Below are 26,540 nucleotides of genomic sequence, written 5' to 3' on the forward strand. Positions count from 1 at the left end.
CAAGGCTTCGGTGGGCATCGATCCGATCGATCGGCGGCCCAGTTCGGGTGGCCACCCGGGCTGGGCCATTCCTCATGGAACATGGCCATCCTAACCCGGCGCGCTAATACAAGGGTGGGCAAAGCGACGCGTGCCCACCAATTCCGCCACACAAATGAAGCGATGGTGGGCACGGCGCTTTGCGCCTTTGCCCACCCTACTGCCCCGGCTTACTTTCCCTTGAAATTCGCCGCGCGGCGCTCTTCCGTGGCTTTCACGCCCTCCTTGAAATCGTCCGTCGCGCGCAGCCGCGTCTGCTCGGCGAGCTCGTGATTGGTCGCGGCCATCACGCGGTCAGCAAGGCCATTGCGCATCGTGGCGCGGGTGGAGAGCAGGCCGAGCGGGGAGCATTCGGCGATCTCGCCGGCGAGCTTCATCGCGGCCGCCTTGACCTGGTCCTGCGGCACCAGCTCGTTGGCGAGGCCCCATTTGTAGGCTTCCTCGCCCGTGACGCGGCGGCTGGTATAGAACATCAGCTCGGCGTTGTTCTTGCCGATCAGCTCCGGCAGCGTCACGGTCAGGCCGAAGCCGGGGTGGAAGCCGAGCTTGGTGAAGTTTGCGGAGAAGCGCGCTTCGGGACAGGTGACGCGGAAATCGGCCGACACTGCAAGCCCGAGACCGCCACCGATGGCCGCGCCCTGCACGGCGGCAACGATCGGCTTCTTGGCGCGGAAGATGCGCACGGCCTGGATGTAGAGATGGTTGATCGGGCCGAGACTGTCGGCCGGATCTCCCTTTTTCTCCGCTTCGCGCGCCTCCTGGGCCTGCCGCGCCGGATCGCCGAAATTGGCGCCGGCGCAGAACGCCTTGCCCTGCGCGGAGAGCACGGACGCACGGATCTCGATGTCGCGATCGAACTCGTCGAGCGCGTCCGCGATCTGGTTGATCAGCGAGATATCGAAGAAGTTGAGCGGCGGACGGCGGATCTCGATGGTGCCGACATGCCCGACCTTCTCGACGCCGATATCTTGATAGGTGCTCATGATGATCCTCGATTGACTTAACGCAGACCCAATCCGCGGGCGATGATGCCGCGCAGCACCTCGGTGGTGCCGCCCTGGATGGTAAGTTTCGGCGCGGTCTTGATCGCGAAGTCGAGCTGCCGCTCCAGCGTCTCACGGTTGGTCGCGGTCTCCTCGACGAATGCGGCGAGATCGCGCACGCGATGCGGCAGCTGCTGCTCCCAGACCGTGCCGATGTCCTTGACGATGGATGCCTCGACCACCGGCTCCTTGCCCGCTTCCAGCATGCCGGCCACCGAGACCGACATGCGCCGCATGGTGTGGAGCTGCGCGACCAGGCGGCCGATGCCCTCGGCGCTGCGCGTGTCCGGGTTGGGGCCGACCGCGCGGACAAGCTCGGTCAGCACGTAATAGGTTTCGAGGAAGCGCTCGGGACCCGAGCGCTCATAGGCGAGCTCGCTCGTCGCCTGCTTCCAGGCGCCGTCGACCTCGCCGAGCACGTGATCATCAGGGATGAAGTGATCGGTGAAGACCACCTCGTTGAACTCGTACTGGCCGGTGATCTGGCCGATCGGGTTCACCTTGATGCCCGGCTGCTTCATCTTGACTAGGAACTGGGTCAGGCCGTGGCGGCGGTTTTCCTTGGTCGGCGGCGAGGTCCGGAAGATCGCGATCATGTAGTCGGCGATATGCGCCGACGAGGTCCAGATCTTGGTGCCGTTGATGAGATAGCCGCCCTCGGTCTTGGTCGCGCGCGTCTTCGCCGCGAACAGGTCGGAGCCGGAGTTCGGCTCGCTCATGCCGATCGCAAAGCAGATCTCGCCGCGGCAGATCCGCGGCAGGATCTCCATCTTGATGTGCTCGGGCGCGTATTTCAAAAGCACCGGCCCGCTCTGGCGGTCGGCGACAAAGAAGCGCCGCGTCGGCGCGTTGGCGACGCGCATCTCCTCGGTCACCACGTAGCGCTCGAGGAAGGAGCGTTCCTGGCCGCCATACTTTTTCGGCCAGGTCATGCCGAGCCAGCCCTTGGCGCCGACCCGGCGGGAAAATTCCGGCGCGTCGGTGTCCTCGCGATTGGGCTTGTGCGGATCGAAAGTGCCGGCGGCGATCTCCTCGGCGAGGAAGGCGCGCACTTCCTTGCGCAATTGCTCGCATTTCTCGGGCAGGCGGATCGGATCGAAACGGAGGGCAGCAGTCATTGTGTCTCTCTCCCGGATCAGCGCGATGCCACGAGCGGCCACAATTCGTCGGCGCCACGGCTTGCGACGAGCTTGCCGAGCTCGACGGCCCAGTAGCTTTCCGAGCCGAAATCGTCGCGCCAGGCCAGCGCGCGCAGCGAATAGCGGTGCAGGATGTGCTCCATGGTGAAGCCGATCGCGCCATGGACTTGATGCGCGATGCCGCCGCCTTTCTCGGCGGCTTCCGCGCAGCGGATCTTTGCCGAGGCGGCCTCGAGATAGATCTCGTCGTTGAACGATCTTGCATTGGCGATGGCGTCGGCGGCGGACGTCGCCGCCGCAAGCGCCGCGGCGGATTCGCCGGCAAGGCGCGCGAGATTGTGCTGCACGGCCTGGAATTTCGAGATCTTCTTCTCGAAGGCGACACGCTCGTTGGAATAGCGCACGGAGATGTCGAGCATGGATTCCAGCGCGCCGGCGATCTGGAGGCTGCGCGCGACGCCGCCCATCAGCATCAGATGGGTCTGCTCAAAGCCCTTCGGCGCGGGCTTGATGGCGACGGGCTGGACCTTGTCAAGCGTGACGGTATCGCTGTGGTCGTAGCCGACATTGAGCCCGGCCTCGATCCGCGCCTTGGCCGCGTCGATCAGCGCGATGGAAACACCGTCCTTGCCGTGCGCCAGCACGGCAAAATGCTTCGCCGTCTTGGCAAAGGGCACGCCGCGCGCACGGCCGGAGAGCGCACCGTCGGCATCGAGGGCGATGCTGTCCTTCGGCGACGCCGGCACGACCGTCATCTCGCCTTCGGGCGATGTGATCTTGGCCTGTGCCAGCAGCCATCCCGCCAGCATGGTCTCAGCCAGCGGCACCGCGACTGCGAAACGGCCGGCGGCGTTCAGCAGCGCAAAGCCGTCGGCGAGGCTCGCACCCGAGCCGCCGACATCATCCGGCACCCAGGACAGCGGCAGGCCGGCTTCGCTCAGCGCCTGCCACAGCGGCGCCTGCCAGGAGTTGTTCTTGTCGTTGTTGATGGATTGCGGATCGGCGAGATCTGCGAAGATTTTCTCCGCGGTCTCGACGACGATATTGTCACTCTCCGCCACAGCGTTCCCCGTATCTTGCCATTGGCGCGTCCGGTCTGATCGGCCAGTGCGCAGTCTCTTCTTGCGCCCGATGATCGGAAAAAGCCATGGCCCTGACAAGCGTTGATCGCAGGTCCATCTGCGGCGTGGGCATGGGGCCAGGCTTCAGGAAATGCTAATTCCGCTTAGCGGAGTTTGCTCGATTTGCAGGGCGCGGCAAACTCGCTAAACAGGACGCCACACCAGATACAGGGGAAGGAAATCCGGATGGTAAAAGACGGCTTGTGCGCAATCGTGACGGGGTCGGCATCCGGGCTGGGTGCAGCGACTGCGGAGATTCTCGCCCGCAGCGGGGCGCGGCTCGTCATCAACTATTCGTCGAGCCACAAGGAAGCCGAGGCGACGGCCGAGACCTGCCGCAAGGCCGGCGCCGCGGAGGTTTTGGTCGCACAGGGCGACGTCTCCAAGGATGAGGATTGCCGCAAGATCGTCGCGGCGGCGAGCGGCTGGGGCCGGCTCGACGTCCTCGTCAACAATGCCGGCACCACCAAACATGTGGCTCACGCCGATCTCGACGGTCTGTCGGCGGAAGATTTCCAGCGGGTCTACGGCGTCAACACCATCGGTCCGTTCCAGATGGTGCGCGCGGCGCGCAGCCTGCTCGAAGCCGCCGCCAAGGCTTCAGGGCGCCCATCTGCGGTCGTGAACGTCTCCTCGGTCGCCGGCATCAGCGGCGTCGGCTCGTCGATTGCGTACGCCGCGAGCAAGGGCGCGCTCAACACCATGACGCTGTCGCTGTCGCGCGCGCTGGCGCCGCTGATCCGCGTCAACACGGTCTGCCCCGGCTACATCGATACGCCCTGGTTCACCAAGGGCCGCGGCGAGGCGCAGGCCAAGCAGGTGCGCGACAGCGTGGTGGCGAAGGTGCCGCTGAAGGTCGCATCATCCGCGGAGGACATCGCCCAGCTCGTCTGCTTCCTGGCGCTGCCGGCGTCCAGCAACATGACCGGCGAAGTCGTGCGCATGGATGCGGGGATGCATTTGATTACGTGAGACCCGATACGCCCTCTCCGCGTCATGGCCGGGCTTGACCCGGCCATCCACGTGAGGCCGCTCGGGTCGAAGGACGTGGATGCCCGGGTCAAGCCCGGGCATGACGATGAGGAGGTGGCGTGCTCTCGTCGTTACCGCTTCTAAGCGCTACCCCTTGATCACGCCGCTCGCCACCAGCCGATTCCAGATGAACAGCACCACCACTGCGCCGATGGTTGCGGTGATGAAGCCGGCGCCCTGGTCGGGGCTGTAATGGCCGATGGCCTGGCCGATCCAGGTGGCCAGAAACGCGCCGGCAATGCCGAGGATGGTGGTGAGGATGAAGCCGCTCGGATTGTTCGGCCCCGGCGACAGCCAGCGCGCGATGAGGCCGGCAATGAAGCCGACCAGGATGATCCAAAACAGGCCGCCCATGCTCATGACTGTGCTCCCCTCTCTTTGAACCGATCAGACCCGATCGGAGAGTTCATTCTCGGTCGGCAGCCGTCCGTCCGGCGTCAAATGGTCGACCACCTGCGGCAGATACTGGCTGAGGCCGGAGAGCAGCTCTTCGCGCGACAGGCCGCTCTGGGCGGACAGGCTGTCGATCTGGTCGGCGCCGAGCGCGCTGGCGAGATCGCCCGGCGCGATTGGCTTGTTCTCGCCCTTGCCGACCCAGGAATTGGCGGCATCACCGTGTCCGCTCTGCTGGAGCTGGTTGAGGAGATCGCCAAGCCCGCCGCTCAGAATGCTGCCGGCCGCACCGCCGGCGAGCAGGCCGCCGAGGCCGCCCTTGAGCATGTCGTTCAGACCGCCGCCCCGACCTACGTTCACCGGCGGAGGCGCGGGTGTCGGCAACGGTTGGGGCGCTGAGCCGGACTGGTTGCCGGTGAAATGCTTGAATGCCTTCCAGGCGAGCAGGCCGAGCAGCGCCATGGTCATCGGCGACATGCCGCCGGAGGATTTCTCGGAGCTCGGTGTGCTCTGGCCGCGCGGGCCGTTCTGCATGCCGTTGAGGACGTCGAGTAGACCCATGGTGCTCTCCTTTGGCGTCTCGTTCGGCGAGCGCTCGCCGCTGACTGCCCCCGGGGCGAGAAGATATGGGGCACTCATGACCGTTACAAGTCGGATGCGCCGCGATTGGTTGTCGGGCTCGGCTCTGCTATCGAAGGCCGGTCATTCAGGGAGTGAGCTCGGTGATTGCGGATCGACCGATCGTTGTGGCCGGCGCCGGCGCCATCGGCTGTTTCGTCGGCGGCATGCTGGCCGCCAGCGGCCGCCGCGTCGCGCTCCTGGTTCGGCCGCGGGTAAAGACCGAGATCGAGCGGTTCGGCTTGCTTCTGACTGATTTCGACGGCTCCGAGAACAAGCTCGGCGCGGGTCAACTGGCGCTGTCGGAGGATCCCTCGATCTTCCACAGCGCCGGCATCGTGCTGGTGACGGTGAAAAGCGCCGATACCGCTGCTGTCGCCGAGCAGATCGCGCAGCATGCGCCTGAGGATGCCGTCATCGTCTCGCTTCAGAACGGCGTCGGCAATGTCGCTGCGCTGCGCGAGCGGCTGGGCGGCCGCCGCGTGCTGGCCGGCATGGTGCCGTTCAACGTGATCGCGATGGGCGAGGGCCGCTTCCACCGCTCGACCTCCGGCGACATTCATGTTGGCGAGGATGCGGAGAACACGGCCGGGAAGCTCTCGGTCGCCGGCCTCACGATGCGCGCGAGCGGCGAGATCACCGGCGTGCAATGGGGCAAGCTGATCATCAACCTGAACAACGCGCTCAGCGCGCTGTCGGACATGCCGCTTGCCGCGCAACTGGCCAGCCGCGACTGGCGCAGGCTGTTCGCCGACCAGATGGCCGAAGGGCTGGCCGTGCTGAAGGCCGCCCACATCGTGCCGGTGTCGTCGACGCCGATCCCGATGAGCTGGTCTCCAACCCTGCTGCGGCTGCCGGATGCGATCTTCGGTGCAATCCTGGGCCGGACCATGAAGATCGATCCCGAGGCGCGCTCCTCGATGTGGCAGGATCTGAAGCAGGGCCGCAAGACCGAGATCGACTATCTGCAGGGCGCGGTGATCGCGCTCGCCGAGCGGAACCATGTCGCCGTGCCGCTGATGCGCCGCATTGTTGCGCTGATCAAGGAAGCCGAGGCGGCCGGCAACGGTCCGCTCCGTATGACGCCGCAGCAGATCCGGGGGTAGCGCCCGAAAGGAGGAGCGCGATGAAACGTCGTCTTGTGATCGGGCTCGCGCTGACCGCCTTCTGCGGCACATCGACGCTCGCCTATGCGAGGCCGCCGACGGTGATGAACTCACCTGGATATGACAGGCGATTGCAGGAGAGCCGGTCGCAGTTGGGTGCTTCGCCGACGGTGACGGAGCCGGCGACTGCGCCGTTGGCGAAACCGAAGCAGGGCAAGAAGAAGCGCACGAACTGAGGGTGGGAGCTGATCTCCATCCAACTCGTCATTGCGAGCCACCGGGTCGGCGCAAAGCGCCGCCCGATGACAGGCTCCGCGAAGCAATCCAGAATCCACCCGCGGAAAGACCCTGGATTTTCGTCGCAAGGGCTCCTCGCAATGACGGTTATGGGTGCAACTCACCCCTTCTTCGCGGGCTTGCTCGGGGTCGGGTTGAACAGCTTCTTCAGGTCGTTCAAGCTCTCCGACAGCCGCGGCCATTCGCAGGAGAACGAGCTCTTGGCGCAAGGTGCAGCCTTCGGCTTCGCGCCCGCGGCTTGCTGCACCTTCGGCCGCTCGACCGGCACCGGCACGCGCGCGACTTCGGTCCGCAGCGCGACCTGCTGCAGCTGCTGCAACTGTTGCTCCTGCTGTTCGCGCTGCTGCCGGGCGATAGCCTGGGCCGCTTCGTTGCTGCGGCGCTGGTTGGCGAGGTAGGCCGTATAGGCTTCGTCGATCTTCTTCTGCTCCTCCGGCGTCGGATTGGGGCCGGCGATGTCGAAGGTGCGATCCTGGAGGAAATCGTAATAGGAATAGCCGCCGCCCGGCTTGCGGCGGCCGGCGAACTTGGCGTTGCAATCGGCGAGGGCGGCCGTCTTCTCCGCTTTGGTTGCGGCCTTCTCGGCGGCGTCGGCGCATTCCTCGAAATCGACCGGAGCGCGCTTCCACCATTGCGCCTCGGCATGCCCGTGCGTCAGCAGGAAAAAACCTGCTGTACCTACGGCGAGCAGCGCCGCACGACGCGATGTAACGACCGACGACATTCTACGAGAGCATTCCTTGCGCAACTCAACCCGAACTGAGTCGAGCCGGATTTTTGCCCCTTTCTTGCCGGCTTGTCACCCATGGAACCCAGGAAATTCAGGGCTGCGATGCTGACATTTTGTGCTTGACGTGGCGCGAGAGTCACAGCGCCCTCACCGCAGGCTGGTACACTCGTGCCGCGAGCGCCTCACTCCTGCGGCGACGCCGAGAAGACGAAATGGAAACGCCTGATGTTGCTGCCGCTCTCAGATGTGCCGCGCTGGTACGCGGAACGCAAACCACACGGCACGATTGCGATCCGTCACGGGCAGGACACGCTGACCTGGGACGAGCTCGAGCGCGGCGCCAACCGCCGCGCGCGGGCATTCATGGCCAAGGGGGTCAAGCCCGGCGATTTCGTCGCGATCGGATTGCCGAACGGCAACGCGTTCTTCGAGACCTCCTTTGCGGTGTGGAAATGCGGCGCGACGCCGACCTCGCTGTCTTGGCGGCTGCCGCGCGGCGAAGCCGCCGCCGTGCTCGACATTCTCAAGCCTGCGCTGGTGGTCGGCGGCGAGGCCGACTGGAATGCGCCCAACCGGTTGCCTGCCGACTTCGTGCCGGAAGGATTTTCGGATGGGCCGCTGGCGCCGCCGGTGGCGCGATACTGGAAGGCGATGACCTCAGGCGGCTCGACCGGCCGTCCCAAGGTGATTCTCGATCATCAGCCGGCGGTGGCCGATACCGCGGCTGCGCCGCCGCTCAATGTTCCCTTCGGCGTATCGCTGCTCAATCCCGGTCCGCTCTACCACAACGCGCCGTTCATCGTGTCGCATTACGCGCTGTTCGTCGGCGGCAAGCTCACGGGGCTGACCAAGTTCGACGCCGAGGAGACGCTGCGGCAGATCGAACGCGAGCGCGTGCAATGGGTCAATTTCGTGCCGACCATGATGCACCGGATCTGGGCGCTGCCTGCGAGCGTGCGCAACTCTTACGATCTGTCGAGCCTGCAGACGATCTTCCACATGGCTGCGCCGATGCCGCCGTGGCTAAAGGAGAACTGGATCGGCTGGCTCGGACCTGAGCGGATTTGGGAGCTCTATGGTGGCACCGAGCGGCAGGGCGCCTGCATCATCTCCGGCACTGAATGGCTGACGCACAAGGGCTCGGTTGGCAAGATCGGCGACATGGCGAAGCTTCGCATCATCGGCGAGGACGGCAAGGACGTTGCGCCCGGCGAGACCGGCGAGATCTATTTCCTCAACAATGACGGCAAGGACGCCACCTACCATTATCTTGGCGCCGAGCCGAAGCGCCGCGCCGACGGCTGGGAATCGCTCGGCGATATCGGCCGGCTGGACGCCGAAGGTTATCTCTATCTCGGCGACCGCCTCGCCGACATGGTGCTGCGCGGCGGCGCCAACATCTATCCGGCCGAGGTCGAGGCCGCGGTGTCCGAGGCTCCCGGCGTGCGCTCCTGCGTCGTGGTGGGCCTGCCCGATCCGGAATTGGGCCAGCGTGTGCATGCCATCATCGAGCCGGAGCCCGATGCCGACGGTCAGGCCATTGCTGACGGCATGGCGGATTTCCTCAAGGACCGGCTCAGCCGCTATAAGCATCCCGAAAGCTTCGAATTCGTCAGCGCCCCGCCGCGCGACGATTCCGGAAAAGTTCGGCGCACCCTGTTGCGCGATGAGCGTGCGACGTGGATGAAGGAGGGGCGCGCGTTCCGGATCTTGCCTTCGAAGGCGCGGGCCCATGCCGAATGAGACAAGCAAGGAAGGACTGACATGACGATCACCATCGTAGCGAGCAGCGTGCCGAAGCCGCCGGCAAATATCATCGAAGGTTTCAGGGACGCGCCGACGTCGGTGATCTCGGACAATCTCGCGCGGCTACCCGGCGCAGTGGGGCTGAGGCCCTATCACCGCGGCGGCAAGCTGGTGGGCACGGCCTTCACCGTGCGCACCCGTCCCGGCGACAATCTCGCGATCCACCGCGCGCTGGATCTGGTCGGGCCCGGCGACGTCATCGTGGTCGACGGCGGCGGCGACGAGACCCGCGCGCTGATCGGCGAGATCATGAAGAACATCGCGCAATGGCGCAAAGCCGAAGGCTACGTCATCGACGGCGCGATCCGCGACGTCGCAGCATTCGCGGCCGACGACTTCCCCTGCTACGCCCGCGCAGTGATCCATCGCGGTCCCTACAAGAACGGCCCCGGCGAGATCAACGTGCCGGTGACGATCGGCGGCAGCGTGATTGCGCCCGGCGACATCGTCGTCGGCGACGAGGACGGCGTGGTGTCGTTTCCCGCTGCCGGCGCGGCCGCCCTGTTGGACGCGGTGCGCGTCCAGGTCGCGCGCGAGGAGGAGACGCTGAAGGCGATCCGCGAGGGCCGTTACCAGGGCGCCTACGGCAAGTCCTGATCAGAGGAGCGTGAAGGGAGGATGGCGTGAGCCAGAAGGAAGAATTTCACAATCTCGATGATGCCAGCGACGGACTCTTCCGCGAGCTTGCCGCCGGGGTGACCACGCGCATCTTCTCAGGCGAGCAGGCGATGCTGTCGGTGGTGACGCTGGCACCGCATGCGCAAGGCACGCTGCATCATCACCCCGAGGAGCAGTGGGGCGTGCTGCTCGACGGCTCCGCCATCCGCGTCCAGGGCGACGAGGAAATCCCGGTGAAAAAGGGCGATTTCTGGCGCACGCCCGGGAACGTGCCGCACACCATGCGCGCCGGCCCGGACGGCGCCCGCGTGCTGGACATCTTCAGTCCGCCTCGGCCAGAATACAGAAAAGCAGGATCAGGCTTCGGCACGACCTAGCGCTCAAAAGCAAAAAAGCAAAGCGCTACACATAAAGGGAGGGGACCATGACGATCACACGACGGGCGCTGCTGGCCGCGCCGGCTATTCTCGCATTGACGCCGGCGATGGCGCAGGCCGGCAAGATCACGCTGGTGGTGCCGTTCCCGCCGGGCGGATCGACCGACGCCATGGCGCGGCTGCTGCAGACGAACCTGCAGACCAAGCTTGGTCGCATCGTGGTGGTCGAGAACAAATCGGGCGCGGCCGGTGCGCTCGGCGCGGCGCAGGTCGCCAAGAGTCCGGCCGACGGCTCGACCTTCCTGGTGACGTTCGATTCCCACGCCGTGATCCCGTCGATCCTCGACAAGCCGCCGGTCGATGTCGAGCGCGAGCTGATGCCGGTGCTGCTGATCGGCACCGCGCCTTACGTGATCGCGGCCGGCGCCGGCCGCCCCTATAAGAGCTTTGCCGACGTGGTCGCCGCCTGCAAGGCAACCCCCGGTGCGGTGAAATACGCCTCGGTCGGCATCGGCACGCTCGGCCATCTCGCCATGACCGTGCTCGGCAGCAAGGCCGGCGTCGAGATCATGCACGTGCCCTATCGTGGCGGTGGGCCGGCGATGAACGACGTGCTCGGCGGCCACGTCGATCTCATCGCGGGATCGGCGGCGCTGGTCGCCGCCCAGCTCGGCACCAATATGCTGCGACCGATCCTGCAGCTCGGCCGCGAGCGGCTGCCGGCCCTGCCTGATACTCAGACCGCGATCGAGGCCGGCTTTCCCGACTTCGAGACGCTGGCCTGGTGGGGCATCTTCGCCCCCGCAGGGACGCCGCCCGACGTCGTTGCAGCCTTCGCGGCGGCGTCCAAGGAGATCCTGAGCGAGCCCGCGACCGCCGCCCAGCTGAAGGAGACGCAACACATGACGCTGCTGCTCCAGGACGGCGCCGCCTTCAAGACCTTCTTCGACAAGCAGGTCGCCACTTGGGGCAAGGTGGTGAAGGACAATAACATCAAGGCGTAGGGGCTCCGGTCGACGGCTGCATTGATCGAGGCAAGGGCTTCCGATCCGGCCTTTGCTTTGATATGAACACCTCAGGCAACCCGCCCCGCTGGCGGGTTCCGCGGTCCCGTAGCTCAGCCGGATAGAGCGGCGGTTTCCTAAACCGTAGGTCGCATGTTCGAGTCATGCCGGGATCGCCATTTCTCATTTTTCCTTAGATCGCCGACGCCGAGATCCGCGCAAAGCGCTTGCGATATTCGGCGGGCGTCACGCCGACGTGGCGGACGAAGGCACGGCGCAGCGTGTCCGCGTCGGCGAAGCCGCAATGCAGGGCCACTTGTTTGGGCGGCTCGTTTCCGAGTTCCAGCAGGCGCCTCGCCGCGTTGACGCGAGCCTCCTCAACCCAGGTCGCAGGCGTGATGCCGACTTCGGCACGGAAGAGCCGCGCGAAATGACGCGCGCTGATGTCCATCCGCTTCGCGAGGCTCGCGACGCTGTGGTCGAGCCCAGGATTGGCGGCCACCCAGCGCTGTAGCTCCTGCAGCGCGGCACGGCCGGCGGGGACGCTCTCGCCTTTCCGGCTGAACTGCATTTGTCCGCCCGGGCGCTTGAAGAACATGACGAGCTGGCTCGCGACCTTCATCGCGGTTTCACGTCCAAGATCTTCCTCGACGAGAGCAAGCGCGAGATCGAGCCCCGCGGTTACACCGGCGGCCGTGCGCAGCTTGCCGTCAGTGACGTAGATCGCGTCCTTGTCCACGCTGACCGATGGGAATCTTTCGGCAAGCCGGTCCGCAACCGCCCAATGCGTCGTGACCCGTCGGCCATCGAGGAGGCCTGCCGCAGCCAGGAAGAACGCGCCGCTACATACCGATCCGTAACGCCGGGTCCTGGCGGCCCGCCGGCGGAGCCAATCGGTCATGACGCCGTCTGCCGGCACGTCGGCAGCATTCGGGCGTCCGGCGATCAACAATGTGTCGATGTTCTCCTGGAAACCGCGGTCGATGATCCGGTCGGGCATCAATCGCACGCCTGACGAACTGCGGATCGGCCCGGGCTCCGTCGCCGCCACGAAAAGCACATAGGCCTCGCGACCGGCCTGCACGTTTGCCTCGGCAAAGACGTCGAGCGGGCCGGCGACGTCGAGAAGCTGCACCCCGGGCAGTGCGACGATGACAACGGTCTTCGAATTCGGTTTCGCACCCATGTCCGCCTCGGCCGGCATTTGTCCGTTATAGACGTATTACGTCAATTGAGGACAAGATAGGCCGGATCTATCTTGCCGGCACCAGAGATTTTCAGGAGCCGGTCATGCACGAGATCAACAAGGCCGCCGCCATTCCCGATACCCAGCTGGCGCGTGCCATTACCGATTACATCCGCGATACCGAGACGGACCTGCTCTTCAACCATTCCAGCCGCGTCTATCATTTCGGCGCGCTGGCCGGCATTCGCCGGGGACTGAAGTTCGACCGCGAGCTGCTCTATGCCGGCGCCATGTTTCACGACATCGGCCTGATGCCCGGCCACGGCAGCAAGCACGAACGGTTCGAGGTGGACGGCGCGCACGCCGCGCGCGACTTCCTGCGCCGCCATGGCATCTCCGAGGCCGACGCCTACACGGTCTGGACCGCGATCGCGTTGCACACCACACCGGGCGTGCCGCAGCACATGCATCCCGTCGTCGCCCTGGTGACCGCCGGTGTCGAGATGGACGTTCTCGGGCTCACCTACAAGGATTATTCCGACGAGGAGCGCGAGGCGGTGGTGCAGGCGTTTCCGCGAACGCCGCACTTCAAGGAAGACATCATCCAGGCGTTCTACGACGGCATCAAGCACAAGCCGGACACGACCTTCGGCAACGTCAAGGCCGACGTCATCGCCGATAAGGAACCGCATTTCCATCGCGGCAATTTCTGCAGCGTCATCCGTGGTTCGCATTGGCACGGCTGAGCGGCGTCACGCGAGGCGGCCCCGCCGCCTTCCACTTCAAGATCACTTATCAGGAATCGTCAGATGAGCGAAAAACCACCCTATCTCACCCACGCGACCGGAGCGCCCGTCAGCGACAATCTCAACATCATGACGGCCGGGCGACGCGGCCCCGCCCTTCTCCAGGACGTCTGGCTGATCGAAAAGCTGGCTCATTTCGATCGTGAAGTGATCCCGGAGCGCCGTATGCACGCCAAGGGTTCCGGCGCCTTCGGCACTTTCACGGTGACCCATGACATCACCCGCTACACCAAAGCGAAGATCTTCTCCGAGGTCGGCAAGCAGACGCCGATGTTCGCGCGGTTCTCGACCGTCGCCGGCGAGCGCGGCGCGGCCGACGCCGAGCGCGACATTCGCGGATTTGCGCTGAAGTTCTACACAGAGGAAGGCAACTGGGACATGGTGGGCAACAACACGCCCGTGTTCTTCTTCCGAGATCCCCTACGCTTCCCGGATCTCAATCACGCGATCAAGCGCGATCCGCGCACCGGGATGCGCAGCGCCGACAACAATTGGGATTTCTGGACGTTGCTGCCGGAGGCGCTGCACCAGGTCACCATCGTCATGAGCGAGCGCGGCATTCCGAAGAGCTATCGGCACATGCACGGCTTCGGTAGTCATACCTACAGCTTCCTCAATGCCGCCAATGAGCGGACCTGGGTGAAGTTTCACTTCCGCACGCAGCAAGGCATCGAGAATCTGACGGACGCCGAGGCCGAGGCACTGATCGGCAAGGACCGCGAGTCGCATCAGCGCGACCTGTTCGGGAGCATCGAGCGTGGCGATTTTCCGCGCTGGACCATGTGCGTGCAGGTCATGACCGATGACCAAGCCAAGGCGTTTCCGTTCAACCCGTTCGATCTGACCAAGGTCTGGCCCAAGGCGGACTTTCCGCTGATCGAGGCTGGCTATTTCGAGTTGAACCGCAATCCGGAAAACGTCTTCGCCGACGTCGAGCAGGCGTCGTTCTCTCCCGCCCATGTCGTGCCGGGTATCGGTTTCTCGCCAGACAAGATGCTGCAGGCCCGGCTGTTCTCCTATGGCGACGCGGCACGGTACCGCCTTGGCGTCAATCATCACCTGATCCCGGTCAATGCGCCGAAATGTCCGTATCACAGCTATCATCGCGACGGCGCGATGCGGACAGACGGCAATCTGGGGAGGACGCCGACCTATTTCCCGAACAGCCGCGGCGAATGGGCCGATCAGCCCGATCTCAATGAGCCACCGCTTGAGGTCGACGGCGCGGCCGCCCATTGGGATCATCGTGTCGACGATGATCACTATCAACAGCCGGGCAACCTGTTCCGGATGATGAATGCGGAGCAGCGGCAAGTCCTGTTCGATAATACGGCACGCGCCGTCGGCGGGGCTGCCGACCACATCCAGGAGCGCCACATCGCGAACTGTACGAAGGCTGATCCGTCCTACGGCGCCGGTGTCCGGAAGGCGCTGATGCGCCTCGCCACGGTTGGCGCCGAATAGGCGAACACCCCGGGCGGGGGCAGCTCTTGCGTCGCAGGTCAGGGTGCTGCTCGGCCCGGGATTGCTGATTTGTTATGTGTCACGTCTCTGATTGCGAAGGACTCCGGCGCAAAAATTGCTAGAAGTCGGGCTTCCTTTCGGCCCATCAAACGCCGGCGGCCTCACCGCTACATCCGGAGACCATGATGCCTTTCGACTTGATCCTGCGCGGGGGGCGGGTGATCGACCCGTCCCAGAAGCTCGATGCGGTGACCGACGTCGCCTTTTCAGGCGGCAAGGTTGCCGCGGTCGCCAGCGGACTCAAGGCGGATCCGGGCACCGATGTCCGCGACGTCTCGCAGTTCATCGTGACGCCGGGATTCATCGATCTCCACACCCATGTCTACTGGGGCGGCACCTCGCTCGGCATCGATGCCGAGGAGTTCTGCCGCCTCTCCGGCGTCACCACGGCGGTCGATACCGGCAGCGCCGGCCCCGGCAACTTCGCCGGCTTCTGCAAGCATGTGATCGAGAGAAGCCAGGTCCGCATCCTCGCCTATTTGCACGTATCGCATGCCGGCATCTTCGGCTTCTCGCACCGGATCATGGTCGGCGAGAGCGAGGAGCTGCGCCTGATGAATCCGATCGAGGCGGCCGAAGTGGCCGATGCCAACCGCGATCTCATCGTCGGCATCAAGGTGCGCGTCGGCCTGCATTCGTCGGGCACGTCGGCCGCGGTGCCGCTCGACATCGCGCTCGAGGTCGCGAACGAGGTCGGCATGCCGCTGATGGCGCATATCGACCATCCGCCGCCGAGCTATGAGGACGTGTTGGCGCGGCTGCGTCCCGGCGACGTGCTGACCCACGCGTTCCGCCCCTTCCCGAACACGCCGGCGACGGCGCAAGGCACCGTCAAGAAGGCGGTACTGGAAGCGCGCGAGCGCGGCGTGCTGTTCGATATCGGCCACGGCAAGGGCTCGTTCGCGTTCAAGACCGCGCGCGCCATGTTGGCCAATGGTTTCCATCCGGACACGATTTCCTCGGACATCCATCAGCTCTGCATCGACGGACCGGCCTATGACCAGGTGACGACCATGTCGAAGTTCCTGTGCATGGGCATGGAGCTGCCGGATGTGATCGCGGCATCGACGGTGAATGCGGCGATGGCGCTGCGGCGTCCTGAGCTCGGCAGCCTCAAGCCGGGCAGCGTCGGCGACGCCACGTTGATCTCGGTGCGGCAGGGCCAGTTCGACTATGAAGACGTCGTCGGTGAGCACCTGATCGGCGATCGCAAGATCGTGTCCGAAGGCGTCGTCATCGGCGGCCGCTGGTGGCATCCGAATTGAGCGGCGCGCGCGGATCGTGACCACGTGCTCGCATGACGCACTGATCAGTCGCGTCCCGCCTCCATGATCGCCTTGGCGAGCCGCGCCGGGTCCGAGAAGCACAGTTCGTGGCTTCCCGGCACCTGCACCAGGCGAAACAGGCCGAGCTTCTCCGACAGGCGCGGATGCCAGCCATGGCTGTGCGGCATCGCGGTATCCTCGGTGCAGTTGATGTAGGATTTGGCCAGCGGCATCTCGGCCGGATTGCTCTTGAGCGCGATCTTGTCGGTGAAGGTCGCCAGCGGATGCGGATTGAGCACGTCATAAGCGCGCTGCGCCGTCTCCAGATCGGCATCGTTGATGAAGGCCTCGCGCCAGATCGGGAAGGGCAGCACCACCGAGCCGTCGCTGCGCTCGGCCGCGATGGCGTCGAACAGTCCGACATAATGCGGCGGCACCATGTCGTTGAGGCATTCGCCGTCGTTGGGCACGAAGGCATTCCAGTAGACCAGACGGCGGATGCGCTCCGGCACGAGGTCGGCAACGCCAGTGATGACCATGCCGCCATAGGAATGGCCGAGCAGGACGACGTCCTTCAGATCGTTCTCGGCGAGGTAGTTGGCGATCGATCGGATCGCTTCCTTCAACCCGGTCGTCTTGGCATCGCCCGGACGGTTGCCCTTGATGGTGGGGGTATGGACCTGATGGCCGGCGGCGCGGATCGGCGCGGCGACCGGCTCGAGCTCGGCGCCTGTATGCCAGGCGCCATGGACGAGAACGTAGGTCGACATATTGTGGCTCCTCCCGAGGGTGTGGTTAGATCGGCGCAGCGTCGCCGCACGGCAAGTGTGGACCGGCGACCGATTTGCCGCTTGGCTGGAAGTGAACCGTATTGGTCTCGGAGTGAACCGATGCAGCAGATCGAGCGTCCCGTTCCGTCACGCCACTCGGCCTGGAATACGGTGGGCGTACGGCCTCACGAGCAATTCGCCTATTATCGCGAGGCAATCTGCCAGGCTTTCATGAATCTGACGCCGGAGCCGGCGGCCGCCGCCGCCTTTCCCGCCAGCGTCGAGCATGTCCGTCTCGGTAATGCCGCGATCAACCGCGTCAGCTTCCCTGAGCACGTGGTGCGCCGTTCCGCGGCCGACATTGCGGCGTCCGATCGTAGCTGCTTCTACCTCAACCTGAAGCTGGCCGGCCGCTGCCGCATCCAGCAGGACGGTCGCGAGATCAGCCTGTCGCCCGGACAGGTCGGCATCTTCGACAGCGACCGCCAGTTCGCGCTCCTGCACGATCGTGGCCCGCAGCTGCGCGTCGCCTCGTTCTGGGTGCCGGCAGAAGCCTTGCGTGAACGGCTGCCGGCTTCGTTCGACGTCGTTGCGGCACGCCTCTCGGACGATCCCGTCGTCGGCCACCTCATTGTCGAGACCGCGCGCACGCTCAGCGAAGGCGCGCTGCAGATGAGCGAGGACGAAGGTGTGCGGCTGTTCCGGGCGCTGATCGAATTGGTTGCCGTGAGCCTGTCACGAAGCAGCCGCCTGCACGCCGCTGAAGCCGAGAGTCTCGCCGATGCAACCACGCTGGCGGTGAAACGTGCCATCCACCGGCGGCTCCGCCAGCCGGGACTTGCGGTCGCAGACGTCGCCGCCGCCGTCGGCATCAGCGAGCGCTACGTGCACAAGCTGCTGGCGCGATCGGGCTCAGGCTTCACCGACTACGTCATCGACCATCGTCTCGACGGCGCGGCCAGGGATCTCAGGAATCCCACGATGGCGGAGCACGCGATCGGCGCCATCGCGTTCGATTGGGGTTTTTCGGACCTCTCCCACTTCACCCGCCGCTTCAAGCAGCGCTTCGGCTGCCGGCCGCGCGACTGGCGCGCGCGGTGAGGGGAGTTTGCGTGCGGGCCGCTTATGGCAACGCCGTAGCCCCGATCTCCGCTCGTCGTCCCGGACAAGCGCGCCTCAAGCGCGCGCAGATCCGGGACCCATAACTACAGGATCTAGTTGTCACGTGATGTCGTAACTCCGAGTCTTCGTCACAACTTCTCCCTGTGGTTATGGGTCCCGGATCGGCGCTCCGCTCCGCTTCGCTTGTCCGGGACGACGAGTTGGGATTGCCGTGCAGGCGTGCGTGCCTCTCCCCGACAGCGATCTGATCTACAAGGATCTGGCGATTAGCAGCTTCATGATCTCGTTGGTGCCGCCATAGATCTTCTGGATGCGGGAATCGATGAAGATGCGCGAGATCGGGTATTCCTGCATGTAGCCGTAGCCGCCGAACAGCTGCAGGCATTCGTCGGCGGTCTCGACCTGCTTCTCCGAGCACCAATATTTTGCCATCGATGCGGTCACGGTATCGAGGTCCTTGGCGACCAGGCGCTCGATGCACCAATCGACGAAGACGCGCGCGATCATCGCCTCGGTCTTGCGCTCGGCCAGCGTGAAGGCGGTGTTTTGGAAATCCATCAGCGGCTTGCCGAACGCCTTCCGCTCCTTGGTGTAGTCGGTGGTGAGCTTGACCGCGCGCTCCATCGAGGCGACGGCGCCGACCGCGAGCGCAAGGCGTTCCTGCGGCAATTGCTGCATCAACTGGACAAAACCCTGGCCCTCCTCCTTGCCGAGCAGGTTTTCCGGCGGCACGGTCACGTTGTCGAAAAACAGCTCCGAGGTGTCGGAGGCGTGCAGGCCGATCTTGTCGAGGTTGCGCCCACGCTTGTAGCCGTCCGCGCCCGCGGTCTCGACCACGATCAGCGAAATGCCTTTCGCACCTAGCTCGCCGGTGCGCGCGACCACGATGACGAGGTCGGCGGCCTGGCCGTTGGTGATGAAGGTCTTCTGGCCGTTGATGACGTAGGAATTGCCCTGCTTCTTCGCCGTGGTCTTGACGGCCTGCAGGTCCGAGCCGGTACCGGGCTCGGTCATGGCAATGGCGCCGACCATCTCGCCGGACGCCATCTTCGGCAGCCAGCGTTTCTTCTGCTCCTCCGAGCCGTAATTGAGGATGTAATGCGCGACGATGGCGCTGTGCACGGAGACGCCGGTGGTCAGCTCCGGCACTGTGCTTTCGAGATCGTCGAGCACGGCGGCGTCATAGGCGAAGGTCGCGCCCAGGCCGCCATATTCCTCCGGCACGCTCGCCAGCAGCGCGCCCATCTCGCTGAGCCCGCGCCAGGCGAAGCGGTCGACCATCTTCTGCTCACGCCACTTCTCGGCATGCGGCGCCAGGTCCTTGGCGAGATATTTGCGGAACTGGTCGCGGAAGACGTCGAGCTCTTCGGTCATCCAGGAGGATCGATAATGCATCAGCGCCTCGCTCTCAGACAATCAGGCCGCCGCCGGCGACGACCACCTGACCACTGATATAATTGGATTCCGGACTGCAGAACAGATAGACGGCGTCGGCCGCCTCTTCCGGCGTACCGCCGCGGCCGAGCGGGATCATGCGCGACATGGCTTCGAGCATGTGCGGCTGCACGCCGACCTTGATGTCCCGGCCGGCGACGTCGATGGTCTTCTGCTGTGCCTCGATCGGCTGGGTCAGGCGGGTGTTGATGAGGCCGAAGGCGACGCAATTGACATTGACCTTGTAGCGGCCCCATTCCTTGCACATGGTTCGGGTCAGTCCGATCAGCGAAGCCTTGGCCGAGGAATAGCTGGCCTGCCCGGCATTGCCGTAGAGACCTGCGATGGAGGAGATGTTCACGACCTTGCGGAAAACCTCGCGTCCCTCTTCGGCCTCCTTCCTGGAGAAGACGCGGATCGGCTCGGCGGCCGCGCGCAGGATCCGGAACGGCGCGACGAGGTGGACGTCGAGCATGGCCTGGAACTGTTCGTCGGTCATCTTCTGGATGGTGGAGTCCCAGGTATAGCCGGCATTGTTGACGATGATGTCCAGCCCGCCGAACTTGTCCAGCGCGGCGCCGACGAAGCGATCGGCGAAGCCCGCCTCGGCGACGCTGCCGTTCACGGCAGTGGCATTGCCGCCGAGTGCCTCGATCTCCGCGACCACGGCGTTGCCGGGCTCGGCATCGAGGTCATTGACGACCACCCTGGCGCCTTCGCGCGCCAGCTTGAGCGCGATCGCGCGCCCGATGCCCCGGCCTGAGCCGGTGACGAGCGCGACCTTTCCCTGCAGTCTTGTCATTTGAATGAGTCCTCTTGCTGTCACAGCGCGACGACGGCGCTGCCTTCGAGCTTGACCTCGCCGCGATCGTCCTTGGTGGTGAGCGCGAGCCTTGCGCGACGCTCGCCGTCCTCGACGAGGAGCTCGGTCACGGTGCCTTCGCAAGTGAGCTTGGCGCCGAGCTGAGTGATCGAGACGAACCGGCTCGCAAAGCTGCGGAGCTTCGACGGCGGCACCACATCCGTCAGCGCCTGCCCAAGACAGGCCATCACCAGCATGCCGTGGGCGAACACATCGGGAAATCCGGCCGCCTTGGCGAAGTCGATGTCGACGTGGATCGGATTATGATCGCCCGATGCACCGCAATAGAGCGAGAGCGTGTGGCGGGTGATCGGCGGAAAGACCTTGTGGACGATGCGGTCGCCGGCCCTTATGTCTCCGGATGCCGTCATGACGCCGCCTCGTTGCGGACGACGATGGTGCGCGTGGTATCGGCGACGTGAACGCCGTCCTGGTTGGTCACCTCGCATCGGATGCCGATCAGTGTCATCGCGCCGCCCTTCTTGTCCACGACGCTGGTCACCAGCGGTCGAAACGTCAGGGTGTCGCCGACCAGAACCGGGGCGTGATAGGCGAAGCTTTGCTCACCATGCAGCACGCGGGACAGATTGATGCCGAGCGCGCTGAACATTTCGAAGGGGTCGTCGACATCCATCATCTCCAGGCAGAACAGATAGGTCGGCGGCACCGGCATGCCGGTGAACCCGGCTGCCCGGGCAGCATCCGCATTGCGATAGACCGGATTCTGTTCACCCAGCGTGTTGAGGAAGCAGCGGAGACGGCCGGGCTCCACGCGCGCGGTGACCGGCGTGAAGCTGCGCCCTACGGCGGACTGGTCGACCATCGCCGATATCAGTGCCGCTTGTAGAGCGTGACGACGCAGGCGCCGCCGAGGCCAAGATTGTGCTGAAGTGCGACCTTGGCACCCTCGACCTGCGTGGAGCCGGCCGTGCCGCGCAGCTGCCGCGTCAGCTCGTAGCACTGCGCAAGGCCGGTGGCGCCGAGCGGATGTCCCTTTGACAGCAATCCGCCGGACGGATTGGTCACGATCCGGCCGCCATAGGTGTTGTCGCCGTCGTTGATGAACTTGCCGGCTTCACCCTCGCCGCAGAGGCCAAGCGCCTCGTAGGTGATGAGCTCGTTATGAGCAAAGCAGTCGTGCAGCTCCACCACGTCGAGATCGCCGGGGCCAATGCCGGCACTCTCATAAACCCGGCTGGCTGCCTCTTTGGCCATGTCGTAGCCGACCAGCTGCATCATGTCGCCGGCCTTGAAGGTCGAGGGCGTGTCGGTGGTCATGGCCTGCGCTGTGATGCGTACTTCTTTGCCGATGCCATGCTTGTCCGCAAACCGCTCGGAGACCAGCACGGCGGCGGCGCCGCCGCAGGTCGGCGGGCACGCCATCAGGCGCGTCATGACGCCGGGCCAGATCACCTGGTCGTTCATCACGTCGTCCGCCGTGACTTCCTTGCGGAAAAGCGCGAGCGGATTGTTCTTCGCATGTCGGCTCGCCTTGGCGCGCACCTTGGCGAAGGCGTCGAGCGGCGTGCCGTATTTCTTCATGTGGCTGAGCCCGGCGCCGCCGAAATACCGCAACGCCAGCGGAATGCCGGGAGCGTCGATCAGCTGGTCCGCAGCCGCGTCGAACTCCTCGAACGCGCTCGGGCGATCGGTGTAGACGCTGCCGAGCGCGCCGGGCTTCATCTGCTCGAAGCCGACCGCCAGCACGCAATCCAGCGCCCCGCTTGCGATCATTTGCCGCGCCATGAACAGCGCGGTCGATCCGGTCGAGCAATTGTTGTTGACGTTGACGATGGGGATGCCGGTCATCCCGACCGGGTAGAGCGCGCGCTGCCCGCAGGTGGAATCGCCATAGACGTATCCGACATAGGCCTGGTCGATCTTCTCGTAGTCGAGGCCGGCATCGGCGAGCGCGAGCTTGACCGCTTCCGTTCCCATCTCGTGATAGGGCGCGCTGGCGCCGGGCTTGGCGAACGGAATCATGCCGACCCCGGCGACGACGACGTCAGACATCGCTTCCTCCCAATAAATTACCCGTTGGACTTTTTCTTACCCATGGGTAACATATCGTCCGATCTCCACCAGAGTCAACCGACCGACCATGGATACAGCGCCGCCCGCTCCGCCGTCATCGCCTTCGCCCTGGCTGCCGTTCGAGAGCCGGCGCCGCGCCCGCGACGAGAAGCGCGAGGCGGTGCTGCGCGCCGCCGTGCAGCTGTTCCTGGAGCAGGGCTATCATCGCGTGACGCTGAACGAGGTTGCGGACCGGCTGAACATCACCAAGCCCGCGCTGTACAATTACTTCCGCGGCAAGGACGAGATCCTGTTCGAATGCTGGTCGATGGGCGCCGAACTCGTCGACGGCGTGATCACGGAAATCAACGCCGGCGGCGGTTCGGGTCTCGCCAAGCTGCGCAAGCTGGTGCACGCCTATGCCGAACTGATGGCGACCGATTTCGGCGCGAGCCTGGTGCGTTTCGATTTGCGCGATCTGGCCGAGCGGAACGCCGGTGTCGCACGCGCCGCCAAGAGGCGGATCGACGCCACCTTCCGGCGTTACATTGCCGCGGGCATCGCCGACGGTTCGATCAGGCCTTGCGATCCCAAGCTTGCAGCCTTCGCGATCGCGGGTTCGCTCAATTGGATCGGCCATTGGTATCGGCGGGAGGGCAAGCTGTCGCCGACCGCGATCGCCGACGAGTTCACGGTGCGGCTGACGGACGGCCTGGCGGCCGAGGTTCGGCTGCAGACGACAAAGAAGACGCCGAGGGCGCCGCAAGGGCGCAACTCAGGACGCAAGACAACAGGGAAGAAACGCACGGGAGGAGAGACGGGATGAACATCACGCACGGCCTGCGCAGGGCGCTGCAGATCAATCCGAATGGGCTGGCGACCGTTTATGGCCAGCGGCGGCGCAGCTGGGGCGAGCTCGGCGAGCGCGTTACAAGGCTGGCCGGCGGCCTGCGCACGCGCGGCGTCAGGGACGGCGACCGTGTTGCGGTGCTGTCCTTCAACTCGGACCGCTATCTCGAGCTCTATCTGGCGACCGGCTGGGCGGGAGGCGTGATCGTGCCGCTCAACATCCGCTGGAGCGCGCTGGAAAACGAGGATGCGCTGCGCGACTGCCGCGCGTCCGTTCTGCTGGTCGACAAGGCCTTTGCGCAGGTCGGCGCGCAGCTCGCCGGCGCCATTCCGGGGCTGAAGCTGATCTATGCCGACGATGGCGAGGCGCCGGCGGGGATGGAGAGCTATGAGGATTTGGTTGCGGGCAGCGCTCGGGTGCCCGACGCCATGCGCAAGAGCGACGATCTCGCCGGCATCTTCTACACCGGCGGCACTACCGGCCGTTCCAAAGGCGTGATGCTCAGTCACCAGAATCTGATGGCCAATGCGCTCAACGCACTCGGCGAAGGCCTGTTTCCGGCAAGTGCGATCTATCTGCATGCGGCTCCGATGTTTCACCTTGCCAACGGGGCGGCGATGTATTCGCTGCTGCTCTCCGGCGGCTCGAACGTGATCGTTCAGGGCTTCACGCCCGAAGGCGTGATGGCTGCGATGCAGAACGAGCGCGTCACAGACGTGCTGCTGGTGCCCACGATGATCCAGATGTTCGTCGATCACCCCGCGATCGGCAAATACGACCTGTCGTCCCTGAAGAACATCATCTACGGGGCCTCGCCGATCAGCGAGGCGGTGCTCGACCGGGCCGCCCGCGCGCTGCCGCATGTGCGATTCACGCAGGCTTACGGCATGACCGAATTGTCGCCGATCGCAACGCTGCTGCATCCGGACCAGCATGTCGGAGAGGGGCGCAAGAAGGGGCGCCATCGCGGCGCCGGCCGCGCCACGCTCGGCTGCGAGGTGCGGATCGTCGACGAGAACGACCAGCCGTTGCCGGCGGGCGCCGTCGGCGAGATCGTGGTGCGCGGCGACACCGTGATGATGGGCTATTGGGAACGGCCGGAGGAGACCGCGCGCGCCGTCGTCGACGGCTGGATGCACACGGGCGACGGCGGCTACATGGACGAAGACGGTTTCATCTATGTCGTCGACCGCGTGAAAGACATGATCATCTCTGGGGGCGAGAATGTGTACTCGGTCGAGGTCGAGAACGCGCTGGCGCAGCATCCGTCGGTGCTGCAATGCGCCGTGATCGGAATTCCCAATGAGCAATGGGGAGAGCAGGTCCATGCCGTTGTGGTCAAACGCAGCGGCGTGGAGGTTTCGACCGGAGAGCTGATCGAGTTCACGAAGACGTTGATTGCCGGCTACAAATGTCCGCGCAGCATCGAGATCACCGAGACGCCGTTGCCGCTGTCCGGCGCCGGCAAGGTGCTGAAGCGCGAGCTGCGCAGGCCGTTCTGGGAGGGGCGGGAGCGGCGGGTCAGCTGACGGATTCCGCGCGTCACGGCACGCGCGCCGAGGACGCGCGAAGATTGATGTTTTTCCAGATCGTGGTCGCGCGGGTATCTGTTGCGGGACTCATCGGGAACATCCAGTCTTGGTCCGGAAGCGCGAGCTCAAGCACGACATCGAGCGCATCGGCACGACGTCCGATCTAGCCATGAGCCGTCTTTCCTCCGTCGATCACGAACTGGCCACCGGTCGTGTAGGGATGATCGTCTGAGGCCAGCACCAGCGCAAAAGCCGCGATCTCCTCGGGGGTTGCCAGGCGCTGCAAGCCCGGTACGTTGGATTTGGCCCATTGCGCGATGCCGACATGCCAGGCGGCATCGGGCAGGCCCTCCATGCCGGCGAGCCGGCGGATCATCGGGGTGTCCGTGGTGCCGGGGATCAAGGTGTTGATGCGAATGCCGTGCTTTGCGTAGTCGAGTGCCGCGGCCTGAACCAGGCCGACCAGTCCGCGCTTGGCCGCCGAATAGGCCGAGCGCTTGGCCGAGGTCGCAATGGCGTTCGACGAGGAGGTGACGACGATCGAGCCGCCCTTCTCCAGCATGTGCGGGATTTGGTATTTCATCGACAGGAACACGCCGCGCAGATCCGTGCCGATCACGTCGTCGAATTCGGCCGCGCTAAATTCATGCAGCGGCTTCTCGATGGAGATGCCGGCATTGTTGAAGGCGACGTCGAGCCGTCCGTAGCGCGCGATGGTCGTGTCGACCAGCGCCTTCACCTCGGACTCGTGGCGCAGGTCGGCGCGAATGAAGACGGCCTCGCCGCCGGACTCGCGCACCTCGGTCTCCACCTGCTTGCCACGGTCGGCGTTGCGCCCGCAAAAGGCGACGCGGCCGCCCTCGGCGGCGAACATCAGCGTTGCGGCCCGCCCGATTCCGGAGGTGCCGCCCGTGACGATGACGACCTTGCCCGCGAATCTTTGCTTGCCGCTCGGCTTCTGCTGCGGCAGAGCCGAGCCCTGGCCGAGCGCCACGCCGCCGGCAAGGCCGCCGACCGCACCTGCGAGCATGCCGAGAGCCGCGCCCCCGACCAGATGACGCCGCTTTACCGGATTGCTCGCGGTGCTATTCTGCATTTCGGTCATTTCGAACTCCGGTCCGCTCAATCTGAACAGTGTTAAGATAGATATGCCGCAATCTGAACAGTGTCAAGTTGCATGAGGAAACGGGCCCCCGCCGCCAAGCGCAGCACCGTTCCGACCCGGCCAAAGCCGGAGGTCGGATACCATCATGGCGAATTGCAGGAGGCGCTGATCGCCGCGAGCGAAGCCATTCTCGCCGAGCAGGGTGCGGAAGCCTTTACGCTGCGCGAAGCCGCACGCCGCGCCGGCGTTTCGCCGGCCGCGCCGTCGCATCATTTCGGCAACGCCCAGGGTCTTCTCACCGAAGTGGCGATCCGCGGCTACGATGCGCTTGCCGGCGCCTTGCGCGAGGCGGCTTCCGGCGAGCAGGGCACCCGCGACAAGCTCCACGCCCAGGGACTTGCCTATGTCGATTTTGCGTTGAGGCATCCCGGCCGTTTCCAGATGATGTTTGCCAACAAGCGGCTGGTTGCCGACGATGCGCGCCTGAAGCAGGCGAGCAGGGCCGCCGGCCATGCGTTCGAGGTCGTCGTCGCCGAGCTGACCGGCGGCACCGCGAAGGAGGCGAAGACGGCGGCTGCGGCGGCCTGGTCCACCGTTCACGGCTTTGCCAAGCTTGCGCTCGAGGAGAAATTCGGCTCTGTGAACAACGAGGCCGGACGCCGCGAGATCATGATGACGCTCGATCAGGTCCTGAACTATCTCTGGCCCGCGAGCGGCACGCGCCGCTAGATGCAAATCGAGGTTTGCG

General features: G+C 65.2%; 28 protein-coding genes and 1 tRNA gene. 15 read left to right on the forward strand and 14 right to left on the reverse strand.

The genetic code is table 11. The features are described 5' to 3' along the window. Positions 1-209: 209 nt before the first annotated feature. The 3 genes from I6F17_RS34940 to I6F17_RS34950 are packed head-to-tail and all read right to left on the reverse strand — an operon-like array spanning position 210 to position 3,282. Positions 210-1,022, reverse strand: a complete 813-nt coding sequence (locus I6F17_RS34940; RefSeq protein ID WP_036042498.1) for an enoyl-CoA hydratase/isomerase family protein — start codon at positions 1,020-1,022, stop codon at positions 210-212. A 17-nt stretch (positions 1,023-1,039) separates the two neighbouring features. Then, on the reverse strand, positions 1,040-2,200 hold the full coding sequence (locus I6F17_RS34945; RefSeq protein WP_036014568.1) for an acyl-CoA dehydrogenase family protein: 1,161 nt from the start codon (positions 2,198-2,200) through the stop codon (positions 1,040-1,042). Positions 2,201-2,217: 17 nt separating this feature from the next. Next, on the reverse strand, positions 2,218-3,282 hold the full coding sequence (locus tag I6F17_RS34950; protein ID WP_225131008.1) for an acyl-CoA dehydrogenase family protein: 1,065 nt from the start codon (positions 3,280-3,282) through the stop codon (positions 2,218-2,220). A gap of 246 nt (positions 3,283-3,528) precedes the next feature. Between I6F17_RS34950 and I6F17_RS34955 the strand changes: the two genes are divergently transcribed. Continuing rightward, complete coding sequence (locus tag I6F17_RS34955) at positions 3,529-4,314, forward strand: SDR family oxidoreductase (protein ID WP_225131009.1); 786 nt, start codon at positions 3,529-3,531, stop codon at positions 4,312-4,314. 147 nt (positions 4,315-4,461) lie between these two features. Here I6F17_RS34955 and I6F17_RS34960 read toward each other — a convergent pair whose 3' ends face one another. Together I6F17_RS34960 and I6F17_RS34965 are read right to left on the reverse strand one after the other, a co-directional pair. Continuing rightward, positions 4,462-4,728, reverse strand: coding sequence for a GlsB/YeaQ/YmgE family stress response membrane protein (locus I6F17_RS34960; RefSeq protein WP_036014563.1), 267 nt, complete (start codon positions 4,726-4,728; stop codon positions 4,462-4,464). A 33-nt stretch (positions 4,729-4,761) separates the two neighbouring features. Then, entirely contained in the window at positions 4,762-5,328 is a 567-nt protein-coding gene (locus I6F17_RS34965; RefSeq protein ID WP_036026322.1) for a YidB family protein, read from the reverse strand. Positions 5,329-5,489: 161 nt separating this feature from the next. Here I6F17_RS34965 and I6F17_RS34970 point away from each other — a divergent pair, with 161 nt between their 5' ends. Together I6F17_RS34970 and I6F17_RS34975 are read left to right on the forward strand one after the other, a co-directional pair. Then, positions 5,490-6,491: a 2-dehydropantoate 2-reductase gene (locus I6F17_RS34970; RefSeq protein WP_225131010.1), complete on the forward strand. Its 1,002-nt coding sequence runs from the start codon at positions 5,490-5,492 to the stop codon at positions 6,489-6,491. Positions 6,492-6,511: 20 nt separating this feature from the next. Continuing rightward, complete coding sequence (locus I6F17_RS34975; protein WP_081493829.1) at positions 6,512-6,727, forward strand: hypothetical protein; 216 nt, start codon at positions 6,512-6,514, stop codon at positions 6,725-6,727. Between the two features lie 161 nt (positions 6,728-6,888). Here I6F17_RS34975 and I6F17_RS34980 read toward each other — a convergent pair whose 3' ends face one another. Further along, positions 6,889-7,512: a hypothetical protein gene (locus tag I6F17_RS34980; protein ID WP_225131011.1), complete on the reverse strand. Its 624-nt coding sequence runs from the start codon at positions 7,510-7,512 to the stop codon at positions 6,889-6,891. A gap of 231 nt (positions 7,513-7,743) precedes the next feature. On the opposite strand from I6F17_RS34980, the gene I6F17_RS34985 reads away from it, so the two are divergent. From I6F17_RS34985 to I6F17_RS35005, 5 genes are all read left to right on the forward strand, one after another. Continuing rightward, positions 7,744-9,261, forward strand: a complete 1,518-nt coding sequence (locus I6F17_RS34985) for an AMP-binding protein (protein WP_225131012.1) — start codon at positions 7,744-7,746, stop codon at positions 9,259-9,261. Positions 9,262-9,282: 21 nt separating this feature from the next. Continuing rightward, positions 9,283-9,921: an RraA family protein gene (locus tag I6F17_RS34990; RefSeq protein ID WP_225131014.1), complete on the forward strand. Its 639-nt coding sequence runs from the start codon at positions 9,283-9,285 to the stop codon at positions 9,919-9,921. 26 nt (positions 9,922-9,947) lie between these two features. Next, positions 9,948-10,319, forward strand: a complete 372-nt coding sequence (locus tag I6F17_RS34995; RefSeq protein ID WP_036042482.1) for a cupin domain-containing protein — start codon at positions 9,948-9,950, stop codon at positions 10,317-10,319. 47 nt (positions 10,320-10,366) lie between these two features. Next, complete coding sequence (locus tag I6F17_RS35000) at positions 10,367-11,323, forward strand: tripartite tricarboxylate transporter substrate-binding protein (RefSeq protein WP_225131015.1); 957 nt, start codon at positions 10,367-10,369, stop codon at positions 11,321-11,323. 102 nt (positions 11,324-11,425) lie between these two features. Continuing rightward, positions 11,426-11,502: transfer RNA gene (locus I6F17_RS35005), tRNA-Arg, on the forward strand. Between the two features lie 14 nt (positions 11,503-11,516). Here the strand turns inward: I6F17_RS35005 and I6F17_RS35010 are convergent. Continuing rightward, entirely contained in the window at positions 11,517-12,509 is a 993-nt protein-coding gene (locus tag I6F17_RS35010; RefSeq protein ID WP_225131017.1) for a GlxA family transcriptional regulator, read from the reverse strand. Between the two features lie 104 nt (positions 12,510-12,613). Here I6F17_RS35010 and I6F17_RS35015 point away from each other — a divergent pair, with 104 nt between their 5' ends. The 3 genes from I6F17_RS35015 (at position 12,614) to I6F17_RS35025 (ending at position 16,104) form a co-directional block, all read left to right on the forward strand. Next, positions 12,614-13,255 carry an HD domain-containing protein gene (locus I6F17_RS35015; protein WP_036042464.1) on the forward strand — a complete coding sequence of 214 codons (642 nt, stop codon included), beginning with the start codon at positions 12,614-12,616 and terminating at the stop codon, positions 13,253-13,255. A gap of 63 nt (positions 13,256-13,318) precedes the next feature. Further along, the gene (locus I6F17_RS35020; RefSeq protein WP_225131019.1) at positions 13,319-14,779 is read left to right on the forward strand and encodes a catalase; all 1,461 of its coding nucleotides are present in this window, start codon (positions 13,319-13,321) and stop codon (positions 14,777-14,779) included. Positions 14,780-14,964: 185 nt separating this feature from the next. Next, entirely contained in the window at positions 14,965-16,104 is a 1,140-nt protein-coding gene (locus I6F17_RS35025; protein WP_225131054.1) for an amidohydrolase/deacetylase family metallohydrolase, read from the forward strand. A gap of 44 nt (positions 16,105-16,148) precedes the next feature. Here the strand turns inward: I6F17_RS35025 and I6F17_RS35030 are convergent, their stop codons facing one another. Next, on the reverse strand, positions 16,149-16,874 hold the full coding sequence (locus tag I6F17_RS35030; RefSeq protein WP_225131021.1) for an alpha/beta hydrolase: 726 nt from the start codon (positions 16,872-16,874) through the stop codon (positions 16,149-16,151). Between the two features lie 120 nt (positions 16,875-16,994). On the opposite strand from I6F17_RS35030, the gene I6F17_RS35035 reads away from it, so the two are divergent. Next, positions 16,995-17,975: a helix-turn-helix domain-containing protein gene (locus I6F17_RS35035; RefSeq protein ID WP_225131023.1), complete on the forward strand. Its 981-nt coding sequence runs from the start codon at positions 16,995-16,997 to the stop codon at positions 17,973-17,975. A 270-nt stretch (positions 17,976-18,245) separates the two neighbouring features. Here I6F17_RS35035 and I6F17_RS35040 read toward each other — a convergent pair whose 3' ends face one another. From I6F17_RS35040 to I6F17_RS35060, 5 genes are read right to left on the reverse strand one after another with little or no spacing between them, the layout of a single operon-like run. Then, a complete protein-coding gene (locus I6F17_RS35040) occupies positions 18,246-19,391 on the reverse strand; it encodes an acyl-CoA dehydrogenase family protein (protein WP_225131024.1) in 1,146 nt (381 codons plus the stop codon). A 13-nt stretch (positions 19,392-19,404) separates the two neighbouring features. Next, on the reverse strand, positions 19,405-20,232 hold the full coding sequence (locus tag I6F17_RS35045) for an SDR family oxidoreductase (protein ID WP_036042460.1): 828 nt from the start codon (positions 20,230-20,232) through the stop codon (positions 19,405-19,407). A 20-nt stretch (positions 20,233-20,252) separates the two neighbouring features. Beyond that, entirely contained in the window at positions 20,253-20,663 is a 411-nt protein-coding gene (locus I6F17_RS35050) for a MaoC/PaaZ C-terminal domain-containing protein (RefSeq protein WP_225131026.1), read from the reverse strand. Then, on the reverse strand, positions 20,660-21,115 hold the full coding sequence (locus I6F17_RS35055; protein WP_225131027.1) for a MaoC family dehydratase N-terminal domain-containing protein: 456 nt from the start codon (positions 21,113-21,115) through the stop codon (positions 20,660-20,662). Before I6F17_RS35055 ends, I6F17_RS35050 begins: the two co-directional genes overlap by 4 nt. 8 nt (positions 21,116-21,123) lie before the next feature. Continuing rightward, a complete protein-coding gene (locus tag I6F17_RS35060) occupies positions 21,124-22,305 on the reverse strand; it encodes a lipid-transfer protein (protein ID WP_225131028.1) in 1,182 nt (393 codons plus the stop codon). An 88-nt stretch (positions 22,306-22,393) separates the two neighbouring features. On the opposite strand from I6F17_RS35060, the gene I6F17_RS35065 reads away from it, so the two are divergent. Together I6F17_RS35065 and I6F17_RS35070 are read left to right on the forward strand one after the other, a co-directional pair. Continuing rightward, complete coding sequence (locus I6F17_RS35065) at positions 22,394-23,131, forward strand: TetR/AcrR family transcriptional regulator (protein ID WP_225131029.1); 738 nt, start codon at positions 22,394-22,396, stop codon at positions 23,129-23,131. Then, the gene (locus I6F17_RS35070; protein WP_225131030.1) at positions 23,128-24,684 is read left to right on the forward strand and encodes a long-chain fatty acid--CoA ligase; all 1,557 of its coding nucleotides are present in this window, start codon (positions 23,128-23,130) and stop codon (positions 24,682-24,684) included. Before I6F17_RS35065 ends, I6F17_RS35070 begins: the two co-directional genes overlap by 4 nt. A 166-nt stretch (positions 24,685-24,850) precedes the next feature. Here I6F17_RS35070 and I6F17_RS35075 read toward each other — a convergent pair whose 3' ends face one another. After that, positions 24,851-25,792 (reverse strand): SDR family oxidoreductase, encoded by a 942-nt coding sequence (locus I6F17_RS35075; RefSeq protein WP_225131031.1) that lies wholly within the window; start codon positions 25,790-25,792, stop codon positions 24,851-24,853. A gap of 72 nt (positions 25,793-25,864) precedes the next feature. Between I6F17_RS35075 and I6F17_RS35080 the strand changes: the two genes are divergently transcribed. Next, entirely contained in the window at positions 25,865-26,521 is a 657-nt protein-coding gene (locus tag I6F17_RS35080) for a TetR/AcrR family transcriptional regulator (protein ID WP_225131032.1), read from the forward strand. Positions 26,522-26,540 lie beyond the last annotated feature (19 nt).

It is taken from the genome of Bradyrhizobium sp. NBAIM18 (assembly GCF_020193825.1).
In the GTDB taxonomy this organism is placed as follows: domain Bacteria; phylum Pseudomonadota; class Alphaproteobacteria; order Rhizobiales; family Xanthobacteraceae; genus Bradyrhizobium; species Bradyrhizobium yuanmingense.